Raw genomic sequence first — 20,118 nt, forward strand, 5'->3', positions numbered from 1 at the left:
CAGCCTTGCCTTAGTTGGTCTCTGCCGCCTCGGCTTCCGGCTTGGCCTTGCCCTCTTTCTTGGGCAGCGGCTGGATGTCGAGCTCGACTTCGCCGGTCTCCACGCCTTTTTCGTCGGTCGTCACTTTCATGTCGACCGTCAGGCGGCCGCCGTCGATCAGGCGGCCGAACAGCAGTTCGTCGGCCAGGGCGCGGCGAATCGTGTCCTGGATCAGGCGCTGCATCGGGCGTGCACCCATCAGCGGATCGAAACCCTTCTTGCCGAGGTACTTGCGCAGCGTGTCGGTGAAGGTGACTTCGACCTTCTTCTCGGCCAGTTGCGTTTCAAGCTGAAGCAGGAACTTGTCGACCACGCGGAGGATGACGGTCTCGTCCAGCGCCTTGAAGCTCACCGTCGCATCGAGGCGGTTGCGGAACTCGGGCGTGAACAGGCGCTTGATGTCTGCCATCTCGTCGCCGGACTCGCGCGGGTTGGTAAAACCGATCGTCGCCTTGTTCATCGTCTCGGCACCGGCATTGGTGGTCATGACGATGATGACATTGCGGAAATCGGCCTTGCGCCCGTTGTTGTCCGTCAGCGTGCCGTGGTCCATGACCTGCAGCAGCACGTTGAAGATGTCCGGGTGCGCCTTTTCGATTTCGTCCAGCAGCAGCACCGCGTGCGGCTTCTTGGTGATGGCCTCGGTCAGCAACCCGCCCTGGTCAAAACCGACATAGCCCGGGGGCGCGCCAATCAGGCGGCTCACGGCATGGCGCTCCATGTACTCCGACATGTCGAAGCGGATGAGCTCAATGCCCATGATGTAGGCCAGCTGCTTGGCCGCCTCGGTCTTGCCGACGCCCGTGGGGCCGGAGAACAGGAAGGAGCCGATCGGCTTGTCGTCCTTGCCCAGGCCCGAACGCGCCATCTTGACGGCGGACGAGAGCACGTCCAGCGCCTTGTCCTGGCCGAACACCACACTCTTCAAGTCGCGTTCCAGCGTCTTGAGTTTGCCGCGGTCGTCGTTGGACACGTTGGCGGGCGGGATGCGGGCAATCTTGGCGACGATCTCTTCGACCTCGGCCTTGGTGATGATCTTCTTGCGCTTGGACGCGGGCAGGATGCGTTGTGCGGCGCCCGCCTCGTCGATCACGTCAATCGCCTTGTCGGGCAAGTGGCGGTCGTTGATGTACTTGGCGCTGAGCTCGGCCGCGGCCTGCAAAGCAGCCACCGCGTATTTGACGCTGTGGTGCTCTTCAAAGCGCGATTTCAGGCCCTTGAGGATGTCGACGGTTTCCTGCACGGTCGGCTCGACCACGTCAACCTTCTGGAAGCGGCGTGACAGGGCCGCATCTTTTTCAAAGATGCCGCGGTATTCGGTGAAAGTGGTCGCACCGATGCACTTGAGCTGGCCCGAGCTGAGCGCCGGCTTGAGCAGGTTGGACGCATCCAGCGTGCCGCCAGACGCTGCGCCCGCACCGATCAAAGTGTGGATTTCGTCGATGAAGAGGATGCCGTTGGGCTTGTCTTTGAGCGCTTTCAGCACGCCCTTGAGGCGCTGCTCAAAATCACCGCGGTACTTGGTGCCTGCGAGCAAGGCGCCCATGTCGAGCGAATACACATTGGCTTCGGCCAGGATCTCGGGCACATCTTTTTGGGTGATGCGCCAGGCCAGGCCCTCGGCAATGGCGGTTTTGCCCACGCCGGCCTCACCGACCAGCAGCGGGTTGTTCTTGCGGCGGCGGCAAAGGATCTGGATGACACGCTCGACCTCGTATTGGCGGCCGATCAGCGGGTCGATCTTGCCGTCCTTGGCGAGTTGGTTCAGGTTGACGGTGAACTGCTCGAGCGGAGAAGCCTTTTCGTTTTTCTCGCCGCCTTCTTCGTTCTCAGCGGCGCTTTCGCCGGCCTTGGCAGGCTCCGGCGGGTCGCTTTTCTTGATGCCGTGCGCGATAAAGTTCACCACGTCCAGGCGGGTGACGCCTTGCTGGTGGAGGTAATACACGGCGTGTGAGTCTTTTTCGCCGAAGATGGCGACCAGCACATTCGCGCCGGTGACTTCCTTCTTGCCGTTGCCGGTGGACTGCACGTGCATGATGGCGCGCTGGATCACACGCTGGAAGCCCAGCGTAGGCTGCGTGTCGACGTCGTCGCTGCCAGCGACCTGCGGGGTGTTGTCTTTGATGAAGTTGGCAAGCGACTTGCGCAAATCATCCACGTTGGCGGAGCACGCACGCAGCACTTCGGCGGCACTGGGGTTGTCCAGCAAGGCAAGCAGGAGGTGCTCAACGGTAATGAACTCGTGACGCTGCTGACGCGCCTCGACAAACGCCATGTGCAAGCTGACTTCTAGTTCCTGGGCAATCATTGATCTTCCTTTCGGCTTGCTTGGGTTAACTTAACTGACTTATAGCTCGAATATTGGCCGGATTTCCGATTATTCAATGGGCTCGCTCACACACTGGAGCGGATGGCCGTTCTTGCGGGCAGCTTCGGTGACCTGGTCGACCTTGGTCGCCGCCACGTCCTTGGAAAAGACCCCGCAAACACCTTTACCGTCCAGGTGGATCTTCAGCATGATCTGCGTGGCGGTTTCCCGGTCTTTGTTGAAAAACTCCTGGATGACCACCACCACAAACTCCATGGGGGTGTAATCGTCGTTGAGCAGAACCACCTGGTACATCTGCGGTGGTTTGGTCTTTTGCGGCCGGCGCTCCAGCACCACCGACTCCCCTCCGTTGCCGTTATCCGGCCTGACGGCTGGAGGCGCGGGCTGCGCCGGGATGTTGGGGGACTTGGGAGACTTGGTTGCCATGGAATTCATTCTAGCCACCGATATAGTCCAGTGCGCCTGATAGGGAAATTGGTGGCGGGAACGCGACATTCAAGCGTGATTTTTTGCCTTTTTTCCGCCCAAGAAAAAACCGCCTCGGGATTGCTCCCGGGCGGCTTCAAAATAGAGGGCTCAGCCCGCCATCGGCACTTTACATGTGGTCGATCATGACCTGGCCGAAGCCGGAGCAGCTCACCTGCGTCGCGCCTTCCATGAGGCGGGCGAAGTCATAAGTGACCTTCTTGGAGTCGATGGATTTCTCCATCGAGCTGATGATCAGATCGGCCGCTTCGGTCCAGCCCATGTGCCGCAGCATCATTTCGGCAGAGAGGATCTCGGAACCGGGGTTGACGTAGTCCTTGCCGGCGTACTTGGGTGCCGTGCCGTGGGTGGCTTCAAACATCGCGACGGTGTCGCTCAGGTTGGCGCCGGGGGCGATGCCGATACCGCCAACCTGGGCTGCCAGCGCATCGGACACGTAGTCGCCGTTCAGGTTCAGGGTGGCGATCACGCTGTATTCAGCGGGACGCAGCAAAATCTGCTGCAGGAAGGCGTCGGCAATGCTGTCCTTGACCGTGATTTCCTTGCCGGTCTTGGGGTTCTTGAACTTCATCCATGGGCCGCCGTCGATTTCCACCGCGCCGAATTCCTTCTTTGCCAAAGCGTAAGCCCAGTCACGGAAGCCGCCTTCGGTGAACTTCATGATGTTGCCCTTGTGCACGATGGTCACGCTGGGCTTGTCATTGTCGATGGCGTACTGGATCGCCTTGCGGACCAGGCGCTCGGTGCCTTCGCTGGAAACCGGTTTGATGCCGATGCCCGAGGTGTTCGGGAAGCGGATTTTCTTGACGCCCATCTCGTCCTGCAGGAACTTGATGAGTTTTTTGGCCTTGTCGCTGCCGGACTCGAACTCGATGCCGGCGTAGATGTCTTCCGAGTTTTCACGGAAGATGACCATGTTTGTCTTGTGCGGCTCCTTGACCGGGGAAGGAACGCCCTTGAAGTACTGGATGGGGCGCAGGCAGACGTAAAGGTCGAGTTCCTGGCGCAGCGCGACGTTCAGGCTGCGGATACCGCCGCCCACAGGCGTCGTCAGAGGGCCCTTGATGGAGACAACATAGTCGCGCACGGCATGCAGGGTTTCTTCGGGGAGCCACACGTCAGGGCCATACACCTTGGTGGACTTTTCTCCGGCGAACACTTCCATCCAGTGGATCTTCTTCTTGCCGCCGTAGGCTTTGGCAACAGCAGCATCAACCACTTTCAACATGACCGGCGTGATGTCGGCGCCAGTGCCGTCGCCTTCAATGAATGGAATGACGGGTTCGTCAGGCACGTTCAGGGAGTTGTCGGCGTTGACAGTGATTTTTTTGCCTTGGGAAGGCACTTTGATGTGCTGGTACATGTAGGAAGGTCTCCGGTGAGCGCTGTGGCGTGGGTGCATCGCCGCGCAGCAGTTTAGGTAAAAACCCCTAAATTCTAGCCGTAAAACCATTGGGCAAAAGAATTTGAGGGCATCTGTCAACGGCTTGTGAACGGGCTCCGTTACGGAAGGGCCTCCGAGAAGTTCGGGGTATTTTTTCCAATAACGTTATCAAGGAAACTCCAAATGAACAAAATCCTCGCTGCTTTGATCGCTGGCCTCTTCGCTGTTGGTGCATACGCACAAGCTCCTGCCGCCAAGCCTGCTTCCGCTCCTGCCGCTGCAGCTGCACCAGCCCCGGCTGCCGCCCCTGCCGCCACCCCCGCTGCCAAGCCAGCCAAAATGACCAAGGAAGAAAAAGCTGCCGCTGCTGCAGCTGCAAAAAAGGCAAAGGCTGAAGCCGCTGCCGCCAAGAAAGAAAAAGCCGCTGCTGAAAAGAAAGCAAAAGCTGAAGCTGCTGCCGCCAAGAAGGCCGAAGCCGCTGCTGCAAAAAAAGCGAAGGCTGAAGCCGCTGCCGCCAAGAAAGCTGAAGCCGCAGCCGCAAAAAAGGCAAAAGCTGAAGCCGCTACCGCCAAGAAGTAAATTCCCGGTGACTTCGGTCAAAATGCCCGCCCCGTGCGGGCATTTTTTATGCGCGTCGTTTATGCTGGCAGATCAACTTCATGCGTGGTGACACTATGTTTTCAAAATCCGGTGCAGTGTCTTTCGGCAAAGCACTTCAAGGCTTTGCCTCTGCCATGGCCCTGGCAGCCCTCTTCTCCCCGATAAATGCTTTTGCGCAGGAGAGCCCGCAGATGAACCTGCAGCGCGTCAAGCTGACGGCGGGCATGCACCTGATAGATGCACAGGTTGCGTTCACACCCGAGCAGCGGCAAATCGGCCTGATGTTCCGCAAGGAAATGCCCCAGCAGGAGGGGATGATCTTCGTGTTCGAGCAGCCTTCCCAGCAATGCTTCTGGATGAAAAACACCCTGCTGCCCTTGACGGCGGCTTTCGTCGCAGATGACGGCACTATCGTGAACCTGGCCGACATGAAACCGCAAACCACAGACCCCCACTGCTCGGCCCAGCCGGTGCGCTATGTCCTGGAAATGAACAAGGGCTGGTTCGCCAAAAAGGGCATCAAAGCCGGCAGCAAGCTCGGTGGCCCCCCTTTTGAAGCGAAACGCTGACCCCGACAACCCATCAACACCATAAAAAAAAGCTGACTCAAGTCGGCTTTTTTATCGGCACCGGACGTGTCGATCAGGCGAAATTGGCTTCCGCGAAACTCCAGTTGACCAGGTTGGACAGGAAGGTCTCAACGAATTTCGGGCGCAAGTTGCGGTAGTCAATGTAATAGGCATGCTCCCAGACGTCGACCGTCAGCAAGGCTTTGTCGGCCGTCGTGAGCGGTGTACCGGCGGGACCGGTATTCACGATGTCGACAGTGCCGTCCGCCTTCTTGACCAGCCAGGTCCAGCCGGAACCAAAGTTGCCCACAGCGGATTTGACGAATGCCTCTTTGAAAGCGGCGTAGGAGCCGAATTTGGCGTTGATGGCCGCTGCCAGCGCGCCGCCGGGCTCACCGCCACCGGCCGGCTTCATGCAGTTCCAGAAAAAGGTGTGGTTCCAGATCTGCGCTGCGTTGTTGTAGACGCCGCCGCTGGACTTCTTGACGATCTCTTCGAGCGTCATGGACTCGAACTCGGTGCCTTTTTGCAGGTTGTTGAGGTTCACCACATAAGCGTTGTGATGCTTGCCGTGATGGTATTCAAAGGCTTCCTGGCTGTAGTGCGGCGCCAGTGCGTCGATGGGGTAAGGGAGCGGGGGGAGCTTGTGTTCCATGATTTTCCTCGTGGTGATGAATGAACTCTTTTAAAACCTTGTCCGAACCATTGTAAAAACTAAATCAGCCGGCGCGCAGAAACGGTTAAATCGACCTCGCCGCCGGCAAGGGTAGCGCGCACGGGCTGGCCCACATGCGTCTTTTCGGGACTGGTGATGGGCTGGCCCTGCAAGTCAGCAAGCCAGGCATAGCCGCGCTTCAGCACCAGCTTCGGGTCCAGCAACTCAAGCCGCAGCTGCGCGCGCTCAACTCGCTGGCGGCCATGCTGCAAACTGCTTTGTACCTGGCGGGGGAAATCTGCGCTCAAGGCATGAAGCCTCTGGCGCTCTTGCAGCACGGATGCGCGCACGGCGTGGTTCAGATTTTGGCCGAGCCCGGCCAGGCGGGCATGTTGCCGTGTCACAAGGTGCGAAGGCCTGCTGACGCGCGATGCAGCCCAGTCCAGGCGCTGGTTGTGAGATTGCATCTGCCGGTCAACGCCGTTTTGCAGGCGAGAGAAGGCCAGGCCCAGCGCCCCCAGCCACACACTTTGCGGCTGCGCGCACAGTTCTGCGGCGGCAGTCGGTGTGGGCGCGCGCAAGTCGGCGCAAAAGTCGGCAATGGTGAAGTCCGTCTCATGGCCCACGCCGCTGATCACCGGCATGGGCGCTTCAACAATGGTGCGCGCGAGCTGCTCGTCATTAAAGGCCCACAGGTCTTCTATCGCACCGCCACCGCGTACCAGCAGCAGCACGTCCACTTTGTCCTGCTGCCGCCTCTGGAAGGCCTTGAGCAACGCGCCCCGCAATTCCCCCGCGGCCTGGCCGCCCTGCACGCTGGCGGGGTAAATCACCACCGGGATATGCGGCACCCGGCGCTGGAGCGCGCTCACCACGTCATGCAAGGCAGCCGCGCCCAGCGAGGTGACGACGCCGATGGCGCGCGGCAACAAAGGTAGAGGCCGCTTCCGGCCGGGCTCGAAAAGGCCCTCGGCCTCCAGCCTGGTTTTGAGTTGCAGGAATTGTTCAAACAGATTGCCCTGGCCCGCCTGCCGCATGGACTCCACGACCAGTTGCAGCTCGCCGCGCGGCTCATAAACGCCCAGGCGCCCCCGCAACTCAACCAGTTGGCCATCGCGGGGCGAGAAGTCCAGCAGCCCGGCTGCGCGGCGAAACATGGCGCAGCGAACCTGCCCTTGCTCGTCCTTGAGGGAAAAATAGCAATGCCCACTGGCGGCGCGCGAAAAACCGCTGATCTCGCCCTGCACCGCCACCGGGTTGAAGCGCGCTTCCAGGCTATCGGCAATCGCACGCAACAAAGAGCCCACGGGCCAGATACGAGCACCCACTTCACGAGGGGCTATAAAAGGTTTTTCAGGGTGCGGGCCCGCTTCAAACATGGCTAAAACCCTTGATTTCGCAGGGGTAGTACTCCACAGAGCGCCGCGCAATATGGGCAAACTCGCCACTTTCCTGCGGACGGTGCGATAACTTCGTGTAACTCATTGATTTTGAATAACTTAATTCTGCTCAAAATTTCATCGTTTTGTCATATGCACGATTTGGCGCGGCTCGCGGGGCTCTGCACCTCTACTTGCTCACAAAGTTATCCACAACTTCTGTGGGCTAAGTCTTACAACCGGTGATCTGGCAAACATTGGCAGCGCTGCGCTGCAACTGCGGATACTGCAATGTCCGTAAGACATAATCCACCACAAATTATCTGCTTGGAGATGTGCATTGTTTTCGATCATACAAGCCGCAGGCTGGCCAATTTGGCCCTTGGTTGCCTGTTCCGTCTTGGCTCTGGCGCTGGTTATTGAGCGTTTTACCAGCCTTAAAATCCGCAAAGTCGCCCCCCCAAAGTTGCTTGACGAAGCCATCACAGTCTCGCGGGCTGCGGTGCCGTCTCCTGACGTCGTGGCGCAGCTCGAACAGAATTCCCTGCTCGGTGAAGTGCTGGCCAGCGGCTTTCGGGCCCTGAACACGAACCCGCGAATCAGCGAAGATGACTTGCGCGCCACGCTGGAAGGCGCCGGTCGCCAGGCGGCTCATAAACTGGAGCGCTACCTTGCCGCGCTGGCAACCATTGCCTCCGCAGCACCGTTGCTTGGCCTGCTGGGCACCGTCATCGGCATGATCGAGATCTTCGGTTCGCAGGCGGGCGGCGGCGGCGTGAGCAGCGCGGCCGGGGGCAACCCGGCGCAACTCGCGCAAGGCATTTCCATTGCGCTCTACAACACCGCATTCGGCCTGATGGTTGCCATCCCGTCGTTGATTTTCTGGCGCTACTTCCGGGCTCGCGTAGACGGCTACCTGCTGACCATGGAGCTTGCGGCAGAGCGCTTCGTTCGCCACCTCAACACGATCAGAAAATGAACTTTCGCCCTCACCCGCATGATGAACCGGAGATCAACCTGATCCCCTTCATCGACGTGCTGCTCGTGGTGCTGATCTTCCTGATGCTGTCGACCACCTACAGCAAATTCACCGAGCTTCAGGTCAAGTTGCCGGTTGCCGATGCCGAGCAGCAGCGCGACTACCCCAAAGAAGTCATTGTTGCGGTGAGCAGCGACGGCCGCTATATGGTCAACAAGACATTGGTGGAAGGACGCAGCATGGAGGTGCTCGGCGCCGCACTGGCCGATGCTGCCAAGGCCGGCAAGGAAAGCGTCATCATCATCAGCGCCGACGCCAGCGCAACGCACCAGGCCGTCATTACGGTCATGGAGGCCGCGCGCCGCCACGGCCTCACACAAATCACTTTTGCCACCCAAAGCGCCGCGATGGCCGGGGCGAAATAAGCCAGGGGCCTTGCGCACCCCACAGCGCTTATCCCGGCAAACGGCTTGAGTCGCGTGAAACAAACCCTGCAAACAGCCTGGCTCACCCGGGGATGGCTGGCATGCATCCTCTGGCCGCTGGCACAGGCATACGGCCTTGTGGTCCGCTTGCGCCGGGCTTTGTACCGTCACGGTTTTTTCCGGTCGGAGCGTTTCAAGATCCCGGTCGTTGTGGTCGGCAACGTGATTGCCGGTGGCGCCGGAAAGACGCCGCTGGTGATTTCTCTTGTCAATCATTTGCAGGCGCAACAGCTGAAGGTGGGCGTCGTCTCTCGCGGTTACGGACGCTCCAGCCAGGACTGCCTGGAAGCCGGCCCACGCACTCCCGTTGAAGAGACGGGGGACGAGCCAGCCCTTATAAAACGTGCCACCTCCGCTCCTGTTTTTGTAGCAAATAAGCGCACCGAAGCACTGCGCGCCCTGCTTGCCGCGCATCCCGACACGGCGGTCGTGATCTGCGATGACGGACTGCAGCATTACGCCTTGCAGCGCGACATCGAGATCGCGGCGTTTGACGACCGCGGAACCGGCAACGGCTGGCTGTTGCCGGCGGGCCCCTTGCGCGAGCCCTGGCCAGAGCGCCGGCGCCAAGGCCTGGACCTGGTGCTGCATACGGGCAAACAAGCTGCGTTTGAGGGATACATCTCCAGCAGGCGGCTGGCGGACGAAGCCTGCAACTCGAACGGCCATCGGGTTGCTCTGGCCAGCCTGCAAGGCCGGCCGCTGGTGGCGATGGCAGGCATTGCCAACCCCGGAGCCTTTTTCGGAATGCTCCGGGATCGTGGCTTGACACTTGAGACCGTTCTGGCGCTGCCCGATCACCACGATTTCAGCGGCCGCGACCTGGCCGGACTGCAAGGCCGGACTGTGCTCTGCACCGAGAAAGACGCCGTCAAACTCTTCGCCCTGCCAGAAGCTGCCCTGCTGGAGCTCTTGGCCGTGCCCCTGGTGTTTTCTCCTGAGCCCGCCTTTTTTGCGGCGTTCGACGCCTTGCTGGCGCCGCGGCTTTCGGCCCCTTCTCCATTACCATCGAAGCATGGACACCAAATTGCTTGAACTGCTGGTCTGCCCCGTAACCAAAGGCCCGCTGGACTATGACCGGGAAAAACAGGAGCTTGTCTCGCGCAGCGCCCGGCTGGCCTATCCCGTGCGTGACGGCCTGCCCGTGCTGCTGGAAAGCGAAGCGCGAACGCTGACGGACGAAGAGCTTGGCCTGTGAGTTTTACCGTTCTCATCCCGGCGCGGCTGGCCTCCACCCGCCTGCCTAACAAACCGCTGGCCGACATTGGCGGTGCGCCCATGGTGGTGCGTGTCGCGCAGCGCGCCATGCAAAGCGCTGCCCTGCGGACGGTGGTTGCCACCGACAGCGCGGAGATCGTCGAGAAATGTGCGGCTTTCGGCGTCGAAGCGGTGCTAACCCGCGCCGACCACCCCAGCGGCAGCGACCGGCTTGCCGAGGCCTGCGGTGTGCTCAAACTCGCCGACGACGAGATTGTGGTGAATGTGCAGGGCGACGAGCCGCTGATCGACCCGGCGCTGATTGATGCCGTGGCTGGCTTGCTCAACGAGCGTCCCGATTGCGCCATGAGCACGGCCGCGCACTCCATCGACCAGTTGGCAGACCTGCTCAACCCGAATGTGGTCAAGGTGGTGCTGGATGCCCGCCACACCGCGCATTACTTCAGCCGCGCGCCCATTCCGGCGGGCCGCGACTTTGCGGGCCAGGCCTGGTGGGAGGCCGGCAGCAAGCTGCCCAAGCCACTTCGGCATGTCGGCATCTACGGCTACCGCGTAGGCTTCCTGCGGGAATTTCCCCGCTTGCCCCAGTCGCCGCTGGAGCAGCTCGAATGCCTGGAGCAACTCCGGGCGCTGTGGCACGGCCACCGCATTGCCGTGCACATCACCGACGACGCGCCCGGTCCCGGCGTCGACACGCATGAAGACCTGGTTCGCGCCCGCAAGCTGTTCTCTTGACCTCCTGCGGGGGCTCCCCGTGTAAGTTGCTGTCAGGGGCGTGCATGCTATCCTTGGGAAAACGCAAGTGTGAGGCCTGCAGGACGTGCTGGCAGCCCTCAACACCCGCCAAGCAACCCCAGCGGATCATCGGCTCGCCGGCCCGGGGTTGACTTCAAGAATTCATAAAATCCGAGGACATCCATGAGACTGATTTTGTTGGGCGCGCCTGGCGCGGGCAAAGGGACGCAAGCGACCTTCATCTGCCAGAAATACAGCATCCCCCAAATTTCCACAGGCGACATGCTCCGCGCAGCGGTCAAGGCCGGAACGCCGCTGGGCATCGAAGCCAAAAAAGTCATGGACTCCGGCGCATTGGTCAGCGACGACCTCATCATCAACCTGGTGAAGGAGCGTATTGCCCAACCCGATTGCGCCAAAGGCTTCCTGTTCGACGGCTTTCCACGCACCATTCCCCAGGCCGACGCCATGAAGGCAGCCGGCGTCAAGCTTGACTACGTGCTTGAAATCGATGTTCCCTTCGAGGCCATCATCGAGCGCATGAGCGGGCGCCGCTCGCACCCGGCATCGGGCCGCACCTATCACGTCAAGTTCAACCCGCCCAAGGCCGAAGGCAAGGACGACGTGACCGGCGAGCAGCTGATCCAGCGGGAAGACGACAAGGAAGAAACCGTGCGCAAGCGGCTCGAGGTCTACAGCGCGCAAACCCGGCCCCTGGTCGAGTACTACTCAAGCTGGGCCAAGGCCGCTCCGGATGCCGCACCCAAATACCGCGCGATCAGCGGCATGGGCGGCGTGGACGAGATCACCGCCCGGGCGTTCAAGGCGCTTTCAAGCTGAGCTGATTCGACACGCCTCAAAAACAAAAGCCGTCTTGCCGACGGCTTTTTTTATGGGCTTTGTCTATGGGCGTTGTTTTGTCAGGCCGGGCTTGAGCGAAACCCATAGGCTTTGCCATCGATAAACAGGTATTCGGCGCGCAGCACCGCATCGCCCTTTTCACCGGTCAACGTGAACCCAACGATGGAGACCATGGCGCCCGGCTTGATCTCGGCCAGATTCCACGCCTGCAGCCGCGTCAGCGGCGCCAACTCGATCTCCCAGCGCTGGTCCTTTCGATTGGGCAGGACGGCCTTGGCCAGCAAGGCCCTGCCATCGACAGGCGCGGTCTGCGCCGGCACTGCGCGCTGGGCCAGGTCAGCGGGCAACTTCAGCGTTGCCGGAACGTCGATTTCAAGCTCGGCATGGGGGTTTTGCCACACTACCTTGGCCACCCTGCCCTCCAGGTAAATCGGCCTGTCCTGGTCAAAACTGCTCCAGCCGTGATGGGCGACGGCCAGCGGCGCTGCGCCGCCGGCAGCCAGGAATAACGACCCCTTCAGCACTTCACGTCGTTTCATCATCCACTCCTTTGGCCTGGGTTACAGATAGGCGATCCAGCGGCCGCAAGCCACGACAGCCAGCCAGATCAGGCTTGACAGAACCATTTGCGCGCGAGCCCAGGCATCGAGTCTGTCCAGCGACCCGCGCCCGTGAAACCATGCCGCATTACATCCGGCGGCGAATAACAGCACCATCTTCAGGGTAAAGGCCCGGTTGCTCAACAGTTCGGCGGCTTGCGAGGCAAACATCAGCAAACCGGAAGCCGCCGCGAGGGTAAAACCAGCCAGCGCCACGCTGAGACTCAGGCGGGCCAGGTCTTTCACCGGCAATCCGGCGCCCAAACCAAATACCCGCAGCTCCAGCAACACAAGGTTGCCCAGCAGCAGCGCAATCCCGCCGATGTGCGCGATCTCGAGCGCCGGGTATGCCCAGGCATGGGTCTGGAGTGCAGTGAACATCGCGACTGGCCTGCCGTCCCGCCGTCAGGCCCCGGCCATCAACTGGAGCATCAGAGCAATCCTGGCCTTGACGGGGCTCAGCCCCTGCGAATCAGGAATTTTGTCTTTTGGCGCGGGCAGCACCCGGCCATTGGGGCACCGGGTCGCGCGCACCACCTGCACACCCTCGGCCTGCGCCTGCAAAAGCGCCGCCTCCAGGTCCTGGTGCAGGGAGCCATTGCCCGTCCCGGCGACCACCAGCCCCCGCACCCCCTGCGCCTGCAGGGCTTGCACGATGGCGCCGCCGGCGCCGGCATGGCTCATGACGATCTCAACGCGTGGCCATAAAGCCGTGTCAGGCCAGTTTGCTATATTTTTAATAGCAACATGTCCATGCAGGTCCTGGGCCGGAGGCCAATTTCTTGTTAATCTGAGGGAGCCCTCCTCGACGTAGCCCAGCGGCCCGGCGTCACCCGAACTGAAGGCGTCGAGCCTGTAGGTGTGCACCTTCTGTACATCCAGGGCGCTATGGATGGCTCCGGCACATACCAGCACCACGCCTGCGGCGCCGGGGTGGCGCGCCACAGCCATGGCGTCCAGCAGATTCTGGGGACCGTCGGGCACCAGCGCTGTCGCGGGCCGCATCGCGCAGGTCAGCACAACCGGCTTGGCGGGCCGGCACACCACCTGCAGGAAATACGCGGTCTCCTCGATCGTGTCGGTGCCATGCGTGATGACAACGCCCTGGACGTCCGCCTGGGCCAAAAAGTGGCTGACGCGTGCGGCAAGCCGGGCCCACACCGCGAAAGCCATGTCCTTGCTGTCGATCTGCGCCACCTGCTCCGTCAGCACGGGGCCGGCGCCGGCCAGGGCGGGAATGGCCGCCACCAGCTGGTCGACGCCGACCTGGGCCGCGGTATAGCCGATGTTGTCTGAAGCGCTTTCGGCCCGGCCGGCAATCGTGCCGCCAGTGCCCAGGATCACAATTTGTTGACGGTGCATAGAAAGTGAGCTTGCAATCTTTTAAAAACTGGATGAAAATACAGGTACTGGATATTAAAACAGTTACCACCCGCAACCTGACAGCCTGGGCAACCCCGCAAGCCACACATCAAAGCGCCTTCGGAACTGTTCATTCAAGGAGCAACGGTTATGAGCACACTCGACGATTTTCCGCATTTTCCCTCCGAGGGCCCCAAGCTCACCGCACGCCAGCAGCAAATCCTGGAGCTGATCCAGAGCGCTATCGCACGCACGGGTGCACCGCCTACGCGCGCTGAAATCGCCGCCGAACTGGGTTTTCGCTCCGCCAACGCCGCCGAAGAGCACCTTCAGGCACTGGCCCGTAAAGGCGTCATTGAACTTGTCAGCGGCACCTCACGCGGCATCCGCCTGCGCAGCGACACCTTGCGCACCCTGAACGAATCCAGGATCAAACAGTTTTCCCTGCCGTTGCAAAGCCTGGCCCAACTCGCCCTGCCTCTGGTGGGGCGGGTTGCTGCTGGCAGCCCGATTCTCGCGCAGGAACATATCGAGCAGACCTATTATTTTGAAAGCAGCCTGTTTCAGCGCCAGCCCGATTACCTGCTCAAGGTTCGCGGCATGAGCATGCGGGACGTCGGCATCATGGACGGCGACCTGCTGGCCGTCAAACAGGCCAAAGAAGCCAAGAACGGCCAGATTGTCGTAGCCCGGCTCGGCGACGAAGTCACCGTTAAGCGCTTTCGCCGCAACAAAAACCTGATCGAACTCCTCCCCGAAAATCCCGACTTCAAAACCATTGTGGTCGAGCCCGGCGAGCCGTTCGAGCTTGAAGGCCTGGCTGTCGGCCTCATCCGCAACACCATGTTGATGTAGCCACCAATCTGGCCACGCACCAGGTGGCGGGCGTTTGGCCAGATGGCCAACACCCTGGTGCAGTGGCCTCGCCGGCAGATCTGCCGGTCCGAAATCCTGCCTGTGTAAACCTCTCTCATACAGGAGTTCATCATGGGAATTTTCAGTTTTTCACACACATCAATGCTGTCTGTCCTGCTTGGACCCGTGCATGCTTTGGCAGCCTGGTTTGTGCCCGCACAAAACGCATCCGGCCGGTTTGCCCCGCCGGCAGGCGCCCAATGCGCTTCAGGGCAATTGGTGTTGCCCTTTGGGTCTCGCCATCCATCCGGCGCCCCTCAGCGCCACGTCAGGGGCACGGCCGTTGCACCGCATCAGTCACCAGCCACTGCGGCTGGCGCCCTCACCCGCAAAAGCAGCAAACCTCCCTTGAGTTCCCCTACGCCCAGCCGGCTCAGGGTGGTGCGGGAGTTCGATTCCAATGTCGGCCCGGCTTGCGCTGGCCGCATGGTCATCTCGGGCCGCATGGCCGATGTGTGCGCGGAGCTTGAGCGCATGGCTCAGCGCGAAGCCGCATAAACGCACAGGCGTCCGGTCAAGCAACAGCGGCCCCGAGGAAGCCGCCTTCAAGAGGCGAACGTGACGTGGAAATCCGCATGCATCCGCGGCGGGCTGCGGCTCGTTTCCTTGCGATACAAAAAGAGCCCGTTCGAGCAACCCTTGCGGCCGGGAAGAAAAATCTTGCAGGCACAATATCGGCATGAATATTGTGATCCTCGACGACTACCAGGACGCAGTGCGAAAACTGAACTGCGCTGCCAAGCTGGAGGCCTACCCCGCCAAGGTCTATACCAACACCGTCAAAGGCATCGGCCAACTCTCCGTCCGGCTCAAGGATGCAGACGTCATCGTCCTCATCCGGGAGCGAACCCAGCTCAACCGCCAGGTCATCGAAAAGCTGCCCAAGCTCAAGCTTATTGTCCAGACCGGCCGCGTCGGCAGCCACGTCGACGTCGCCGCCTGCACCGAACGCGGGATTGCGGTGGCCGAAGGCACAGGCTCCCCCACCGCGCCGGCCGAACTGGCTTGGGCGCTTGTGATGGCGGCCATGCGCCGCATCCCCCACTACGTCGCGCATTTGAAGCACGGTGCGTGGCAGCAGGCGGGGCTCAAATCGGCTTCCATGCCGCCCAATTTCGGCATCGGCTCCGTGCTCAAGGGCAAAACCCTGGGCGTATGGAGCTACGGAAAAATCGGGCAAATCGTTGCAGGCTACGGCAGGGCGTTCGGCATGCGGGTAGTTATTTGGGGCCGGGAAGCATCCCTTGAACGCGCCAAAGCGGACGGCTTCGAGATCGCAGCGAGCAAAGCTGAATTCTTCGAGCAAAGCGATGTACTGAGCCTTCACCTGCGCCTGAACGACGAAACCCGGGGCATCGTCACGCTGGAAGACCTGTCGCGCATGAAGACCACGTCACTGCTGGTCAACACCTCGCGCGCTGAGCTGATAGAGCCGGAGGCGCTGATCGCATCGCTCAATCGCGGTCGGCCCGGCCTGGCCGCAATTGATGTCTTTGAATCTGAGCCCATTTTGCAAGGCCATGCGCTGCTGCGGCTCGAAAACTGCATTTGCACGCCCCACATCGGCTACGTGGAGCAAGACAGCTACGAGCTGTACTTCGGCGCAGCGTTCGACAACGTTGTCAATTTCATCAAGGGCACGCCCACCAACATCGTGAACCCCGGCGCACTGCAGGTGCGCCGCTAAGGCGCACGAGCGTGGGAGTTGAGGGGAATAAGGGGCCGAACCGGGCTTTATTCCTTTTGCGCCAGAACAGGAAGATCCAGGTCGAACTCGATCAGGTTGTCCCCGGCGGCATTGGTCGAAGGCAAAGGCGACTCCGTCTCGAAAGCGTCCTGACTCAAATCGATATCCAGTCCCAGCCTGGATGAAACCGGTGGCCGGGTCAGGTCGGCCGTCATTTCCGTAGGAAGTGGTGGCGGCGCCGTGTTGTGAAACCGCGCGGACAAAGGCTGGATATCGGTATGGCCAAAAGTGCTGGCGCGAGGCAAGGCGCCATTCCCATCCGGTGCTGAAAGTCCCGCATGACCGCTCGGCCTGGCTCCCTCCGGCTCTTTCGGGCGGGCGATGATTTTCTTCGCGATGGAATGAAGCAGCAAAAGCTCGCGATAGGCCGCGAGGCTGAAAACCTCACCTCTCGAGTCGGGCTTGCGAAAAATAGACTCCTCAAGAACATCCAGCACTTTGGGTGTCGGCCACAGCGACTCAATGCGCGTCAGCGCCTCGACATAGAACTCCAGCCCGTGCGTGTCCATGGCGTAGTCGTCAAATGCCGGGACCTGGGCGTTGAACATCCGGTGGAACTCCTTGCGCAGCGCCTCGTAATCGTCGTGGCGCCCCAGCTTGTGATACAGGTCCAGCAAGTCCAGGTAGATCAGCGCACTCGTTTCCACGTTGTCCATCGTGTGGTGGCGCAGCACTTCCACCGCCTTGTCGGTGTGGCCCAGTGAAAGGAAGAAGTCCGCCTGCTGCTGCACGTCGAAAAGCTCTTCAGCATTCACAATCCGCGGCATTCCGCTCAAGCCGCCCAGGCTTGGCAAAAACTCCGGATAGTCCCTGGATTCACCTGGCTTCGCAGGCAAGGCAGGCTGCGCTGGAACCTTGGCTTGCGGGTTTTCAGGGCCAAGCTCATCCAGGTTGAGATCCATCCCGAACTTCGAGGGAAGGTCGATATTCGCCGGAGCGCCGCCGCCCAGTGGCTGCAAACCCGACTCCGCGCCAACCGCAAAATGACTCTTTGTGCCGGACTTGCCGCCGTCCGCAGGCTCATCGCCCCACCACGCGCGTCCGTGCAAGCCCTGCCTGTGCTGCCGGTTACGCGTCCACAGAAAGGCGCCAGCCAACAGTGCAAGCAGCAAAAACGCAGCCAGGCCGTACACCAGCCAATTGTTGTAGCGTTCACTGCGCGCCAGTGCAAGCTGGCCCTGCAGCTCCGTGACGGCGTTTTCCGTCTTGCGGCTTTGTGCCAGCATGCCGGCGACGTCGGCCTCCAGGGACTTGAGCCGCTGGCTGTCGCGCGCCATGTCCTGCGGCTGCGCGCTGAGCGCCTGCCATAAGGCCGCAGCCGCAGTCCTCTGCTGGGCATCGGTGGTCGGCACCGAAAGGAGCTCCGGCGATGACCGAAGCAAAGGATCGCGATCAATGGTCAGGTCAATCGGATCCAGTTTGAGGCGTGGGCGGGATGATCGTGCCGGCTGGGGGGCGGTTTTGCCGGCTGCACGTGCAACGGGCGCTGCCAGCAAAGGTGATGCGACGGCCGGCCGGCTTTCAGATTTTGCTGCTGGGGTTTTGCGCGGACGGGCCGGCGCCGCGGCGTCTGCTTGCCCGCTACCCGGCGCCACCGCCCTGCTCCGCGCATCGCCGCCGGCAACGGGTGACGGCTGCGCGGCCGGCACCGAGGGCATTGCCGGCACATTGGCCAATGCCGGCGGGCTTATGTTGTCGGGCAGAGCCTCTGCGAGCAGCACGTACTTGCGAGCGCTTGTCTGCAGGCAACCTTCACGCGCGTACAGCGTCACCACAGGCTCGTCGATCACGGACGTGGTGCGGATGCGAACCAGAGCTTCGCCGGCATTCGCGCCCGCGGAAGTTGCGATGCGGACCTTGCTGGAAGGCACCTGGCTGTCGCCGAAAAAGACATCTGTCCCGACGCAAACGGCAGAAAGGCCTTCCGAAGCATCCAGTTGCACGGCCAGGGTAACGTCCAGCGGACGGCCCACAACTGCGGCACCGCGCACCCTGCCCAAAGACACGGCAAAACTGTTGACAACAGTTCCCAGCAGCAATGCGCCGAGCAGGATTCGGAGAGGCTTCTCGGCAAATTTCATAAGGTTTCTAATTTTGCCAGCCGCCTCCGCGAAATACGCTCGGCCATAATTCAGGCATGAAAGTAAATTACGAGAATGTGGGAATAGTTGGCACCGGCGCCATGGGGCGCGGCATCGCGCAGATTGCCGTACAGGCCGGAAGCACGGTCAGACTGATGGATGCCCAGGCCGGCGCCGCTGAAAAAGCTCGCGAAGCCATCTGCGCGCAATGGGACAAGCTGGTTGAAAAAGGCCGCATCGAGGCTGGTGTGGCCGATGGGCACAAAAAGCGCCTGCTGCTGGCCGCCACCCTCGGCGACCTGGCAAGCTGCGACCTCATCGTCGAGGCCATCGTGGAGCGGCTGGAGGTCAAAAAGACCCTGTTCGCGGAACTCGAAGCGCTGGTGCCGGCCGCAACCGTGCTGGCCAGCAACACCTCTTCGCTGTCCGTGACGGCGATCGCCGCAGGCCTGAAACACCCCGGGCGCCTGGCAGGCTACCACTTCTTCAACCCAGTCCCCTTGATGAAAGTGGTCGAAGTGATCGCGGGCCTGAAGACCAGCCCCGCCGTGTGCGAAGGCCTGAGCCAGTACGCCCGGCAAATGGGCCACACGCCGGTGCAGGCGCAAGACACGCCTGGCTTCATCGTCAACCACGCCGGGCGGGGCTATCACACCGAGGCGCTGCGCATCGTCAGCGAAGGCATCGCCGATTTCGCCACCATAGACCGCATCCTGCGCGACCAGGCCGGCTTCAAGCTGGGCCCTTTCGAGCTGATGGACCTGACCGGGCTGGACGTCTCCCATCCCGTGATGGAAGCGATCTACCACCAGTATTACGAAGAAGCCCGCTACCGCCCCAGCGTAATCACTGCGCAGCGCCTGGCCGGCGGCGTGCTGGGCCGCAAGACAGGCGAAGGCTTTTACCGCTACCCGGATGGCGCCATACAGGTGCCGCCCGAGCCACCCGTCCCCCAGGTGGCCGAACTTCCGCCCGTATGGGTATCGCCGCGCGCTTCACGCCGCTCGGAGCTCCTCCAATTGCTCAAGAACCTGGGCGCCAGGATCGAAACCGGCGCCTCCGCCTCGCCGCAGGCCCTGATGCTGGTGGCGCCCCTGGGCTTTGACATCACCACCGTCGCCGTCGTGGAGCGCCTGGACCCGGCCCGCACCGTCGGCATCGACATGCTGATCGACGATGCGGCCACCAAGCGGCGCGTGCTGGCCACCAACCCCGCCACTCGCACCGATATGCGCGACGCCGCGCACGCCCTTTTTGCGCGCGACGGCAAAGCGGTCAGCGTGATCCGCGACAGCGGCGGTTTTGTCACCCAGCGCGTGGTTGCCAGCATCGTCAACATCGCCAGCGACATCTGCCAGCAAGGCATTTGCAGCCCGAAAGACCTGGAAACCGCGGTCACGCTGGGCCTGGGTTACCCCATGGGCCCGCTGGCCATGGGCGACCGCTATGGCCCCACCAACGTGCTGGAAGTGCTGTTCAACATGCAGACCGTATACGGCGACCAGCGCTACCGGCCTTCCCCATGGCTGCGACGCCGGGGCGCGATCGGCCTTAGCCTTATCCATCAAGAGGAATGACCCCCCCGTCCAAGCTCACTGCGTGTAGCTTGTTCCCCCTCAAGGGGGCGGCGCCTGCGGCTTGGCAAAGCCAGTTCCGCGGCGCCCCGCTGGTAGAAATCTGCGAAATTTCGGCCTT

The 20,118-nt window shown here is 61.6% G+C and carries 21 protein-coding genes; 12 read left to right on the top strand and 9 right to left on the bottom strand.

Annotated features, from left to right (window positions below):
• Positions 1-10 precede the first annotated feature (10 nt).
• From clpA to icd, 3 genes are all read right to left on the bottom strand, one after another.
• Complete coding sequence (gene clpA / locus DT070_RS17525) at positions 11-2,347, bottom strand: ATP-dependent Clp protease ATP-binding subunit ClpA (protein ID WP_122956553.1); 2,337 nt, start codon at positions 2,345-2,347, stop codon at positions 11-13.
• A 69-nt stretch (positions 2,348-2,416) separates the two neighbouring features.
• Positions 2,417-2,794: an ATP-dependent Clp protease adapter ClpS gene (gene clpS / locus DT070_RS17530; RefSeq protein WP_122956554.1), complete on the bottom strand. Its 378-nt coding sequence runs from the start codon at positions 2,792-2,794 to the stop codon at positions 2,417-2,419.
• Between the two features lie 169 nt (positions 2,795-2,963).
• Positions 2,964-4,217 (bottom strand): NADP-dependent isocitrate dehydrogenase, encoded by a 1,254-nt coding sequence (icd, locus tag DT070_RS17535; RefSeq protein WP_122956555.1) that lies wholly within the window; start codon positions 4,215-4,217, stop codon positions 2,964-2,966.
• A 360-nt stretch (positions 4,218-4,577) separates the two neighbouring features.
• On the opposite strand from icd, the gene DT070_RS21635 reads away from it, so the two are divergent.
• Positions 4,578-4,817: a hypothetical protein gene (locus DT070_RS21635; protein WP_228778456.1), complete on the top strand. Its 240-nt coding sequence runs from the start codon at positions 4,578-4,580 to the stop codon at positions 4,815-4,817.
• Positions 4,818-4,972: 155 nt separating this feature from the next.
• A complete protein-coding gene (locus tag DT070_RS17545; protein ID WP_228778673.1) occupies positions 4,973-5,407 on the top strand; it encodes a DUF192 domain-containing protein in 435 nt (144 codons plus the stop codon).
• 73 nt (positions 5,408-5,480) lie between these two features.
• Here the strand turns inward: DT070_RS17545 and DT070_RS17550 are convergent, their stop codons facing one another.
• Entirely contained in the window at positions 5,481-6,062 is a 582-nt protein-coding gene (locus DT070_RS17550) for a Fe-Mn family superoxide dismutase (protein WP_074574173.1), read from the bottom strand.
• A 59-nt stretch (positions 6,063-6,121) separates the two neighbouring features.
• A complete protein-coding gene (xseA, locus tag DT070_RS17555; RefSeq protein ID WP_122956558.1) occupies positions 6,122-7,441 on the bottom strand; it encodes an exodeoxyribonuclease VII large subunit in 1,320 nt (439 codons plus the stop codon).
• A 340-nt stretch (positions 7,442-7,781) separates the two neighbouring features.
• Here xseA and DT070_RS17560 point away from each other — a divergent pair, with 340 nt between their 5' ends.
• The 6 genes from DT070_RS17560 to adk all read left to right on the top strand — a co-directional run bounded on the left by DT070_RS17560 (position 7,782) and on the right by adk (position 11,698).
• Positions 7,782-8,420 (top strand): MotA/TolQ/ExbB proton channel family protein, encoded by a 639-nt coding sequence (locus DT070_RS17560; protein ID WP_122956559.1) that lies wholly within the window; start codon positions 7,782-7,784, stop codon positions 8,418-8,420.
• Positions 8,417-8,845: a biopolymer transporter ExbD gene (locus tag DT070_RS17565; RefSeq protein ID WP_122956560.1), complete on the top strand. Its 429-nt coding sequence runs from the start codon at positions 8,417-8,419 to the stop codon at positions 8,843-8,845. Before DT070_RS17560 ends, DT070_RS17565 begins: the two co-directional genes overlap by 4 nt.
• A gap of 54 nt (positions 8,846-8,899) precedes the next feature.
• Entirely contained in the window at positions 8,900-9,940 is a 1,041-nt protein-coding gene (gene lpxK / locus DT070_RS17570) for a tetraacyldisaccharide 4'-kinase (protein ID WP_122956561.1), read from the top strand.
• Complete coding sequence (locus tag DT070_RS17575; protein WP_122956562.1) at positions 9,921-10,103, top strand: Trm112 family protein; 183 nt, start codon at positions 9,921-9,923, stop codon at positions 10,101-10,103. Before lpxK ends, DT070_RS17575 begins: the two co-directional genes overlap by 20 nt.
• The gene (gene kdsB, locus DT070_RS17580) at positions 10,100-10,858 is read left to right on the top strand and encodes a 3-deoxy-manno-octulosonate cytidylyltransferase (protein WP_122956563.1); all 759 of its coding nucleotides are present in this window, start codon (positions 10,100-10,102) and stop codon (positions 10,856-10,858) included. The genes DT070_RS17575 and kdsB overlap by 4 nt, the downstream gene beginning before the upstream one ends.
• A gap of 183 nt (positions 10,859-11,041) precedes the next feature.
• Positions 11,042-11,698 carry an adenylate kinase gene (adk, locus tag DT070_RS17585; protein ID WP_122956564.1) on the top strand — a complete coding sequence of 219 codons (657 nt, stop codon included), beginning with the start codon at positions 11,042-11,044 and terminating at the stop codon, positions 11,696-11,698.
• Positions 11,699-11,778: 80 nt separating this feature from the next.
• Here the strand turns inward: adk and DT070_RS17590 are convergent, their stop codons facing one another.
• Genes DT070_RS17590 through DT070_RS17600 form a run of 3 tightly spaced genes read right to left on the bottom strand, consistent with a single transcriptional unit; the run spans position 11,779 to position 13,680 of the window.
• Positions 11,779-12,261 carry a DUF6152 family protein gene (locus DT070_RS17590; protein ID WP_122956565.1) on the bottom strand — a complete coding sequence of 161 codons (483 nt, stop codon included), beginning with the start codon at positions 12,259-12,261 and terminating at the stop codon, positions 11,779-11,781.
• A gap of 18 nt (positions 12,262-12,279) precedes the next feature.
• Positions 12,280-12,699 (bottom strand): hypothetical protein, encoded by a 420-nt coding sequence (locus DT070_RS17595; RefSeq protein ID WP_122956566.1) that lies wholly within the window; start codon positions 12,697-12,699, stop codon positions 12,280-12,282.
• 24 nt (positions 12,700-12,723) lie between these two features.
• A complete protein-coding gene (locus DT070_RS17600; RefSeq protein ID WP_122956567.1) occupies positions 12,724-13,680 on the bottom strand; it encodes an asparaginase in 957 nt (318 codons plus the stop codon).
• 150 nt (positions 13,681-13,830) lie between these two features.
• Here DT070_RS17600 and lexA point away from each other — a divergent pair, with 150 nt between their 5' ends.
• The 3 genes from lexA to DT070_RS17615 all read left to right on the top strand — a co-directional run bounded on the left by lexA (position 13,831) and on the right by DT070_RS17615 (position 16,282).
• The gene (lexA, locus tag DT070_RS17605) at positions 13,831-14,535 is read left to right on the top strand and encodes a transcriptional repressor LexA (protein ID WP_122956568.1); all 705 of its coding nucleotides are present in this window, start codon (positions 13,831-13,833) and stop codon (positions 14,533-14,535) included.
• A gap of 408 nt (positions 14,536-14,943) precedes the next feature.
• A complete protein-coding gene (locus tag DT070_RS21640; RefSeq protein ID WP_228778455.1) occupies positions 14,944-15,093 on the top strand; it encodes a hypothetical protein in 150 nt (49 codons plus the stop codon).
• A gap of 181 nt (positions 15,094-15,274) precedes the next feature.
• Positions 15,275-16,282: a D-2-hydroxyacid dehydrogenase family protein gene (locus DT070_RS17615; RefSeq protein ID WP_122956570.1), complete on the top strand. Its 1,008-nt coding sequence runs from the start codon at positions 15,275-15,277 to the stop codon at positions 16,280-16,282.
• A gap of 47 nt (positions 16,283-16,329) precedes the next feature.
• Here the strand turns inward: DT070_RS17615 and DT070_RS17620 are convergent, their stop codons facing one another.
• Positions 16,330-18,423 carry a hypothetical protein gene (locus tag DT070_RS17620; protein WP_122956571.1) on the bottom strand — a complete coding sequence of 698 codons (2,094 nt, stop codon included), beginning with the start codon at positions 18,421-18,423 and terminating at the stop codon, positions 16,330-16,332.
• 56 nt (positions 18,424-18,479) lie between these two features.
• Here DT070_RS17620 and DT070_RS17625 point away from each other — a divergent pair, with 56 nt between their 5' ends.
• A complete protein-coding gene (locus DT070_RS17625) occupies positions 18,480-20,000 on the top strand; it encodes a 3-hydroxyacyl-CoA dehydrogenase (RefSeq protein ID WP_122956572.1) in 1,521 nt (506 codons plus the stop codon).
• Positions 20,001-20,118 lie beyond the last annotated feature (118 nt).

It is taken from the genome of Polaromonas sp. SP1 (genome assembly GCF_003711205.1).
In the GTDB taxonomy this organism is placed as follows: Bacteria; Pseudomonadota; Gammaproteobacteria; order Burkholderiales; family Burkholderiaceae_C; genus Polaromonas.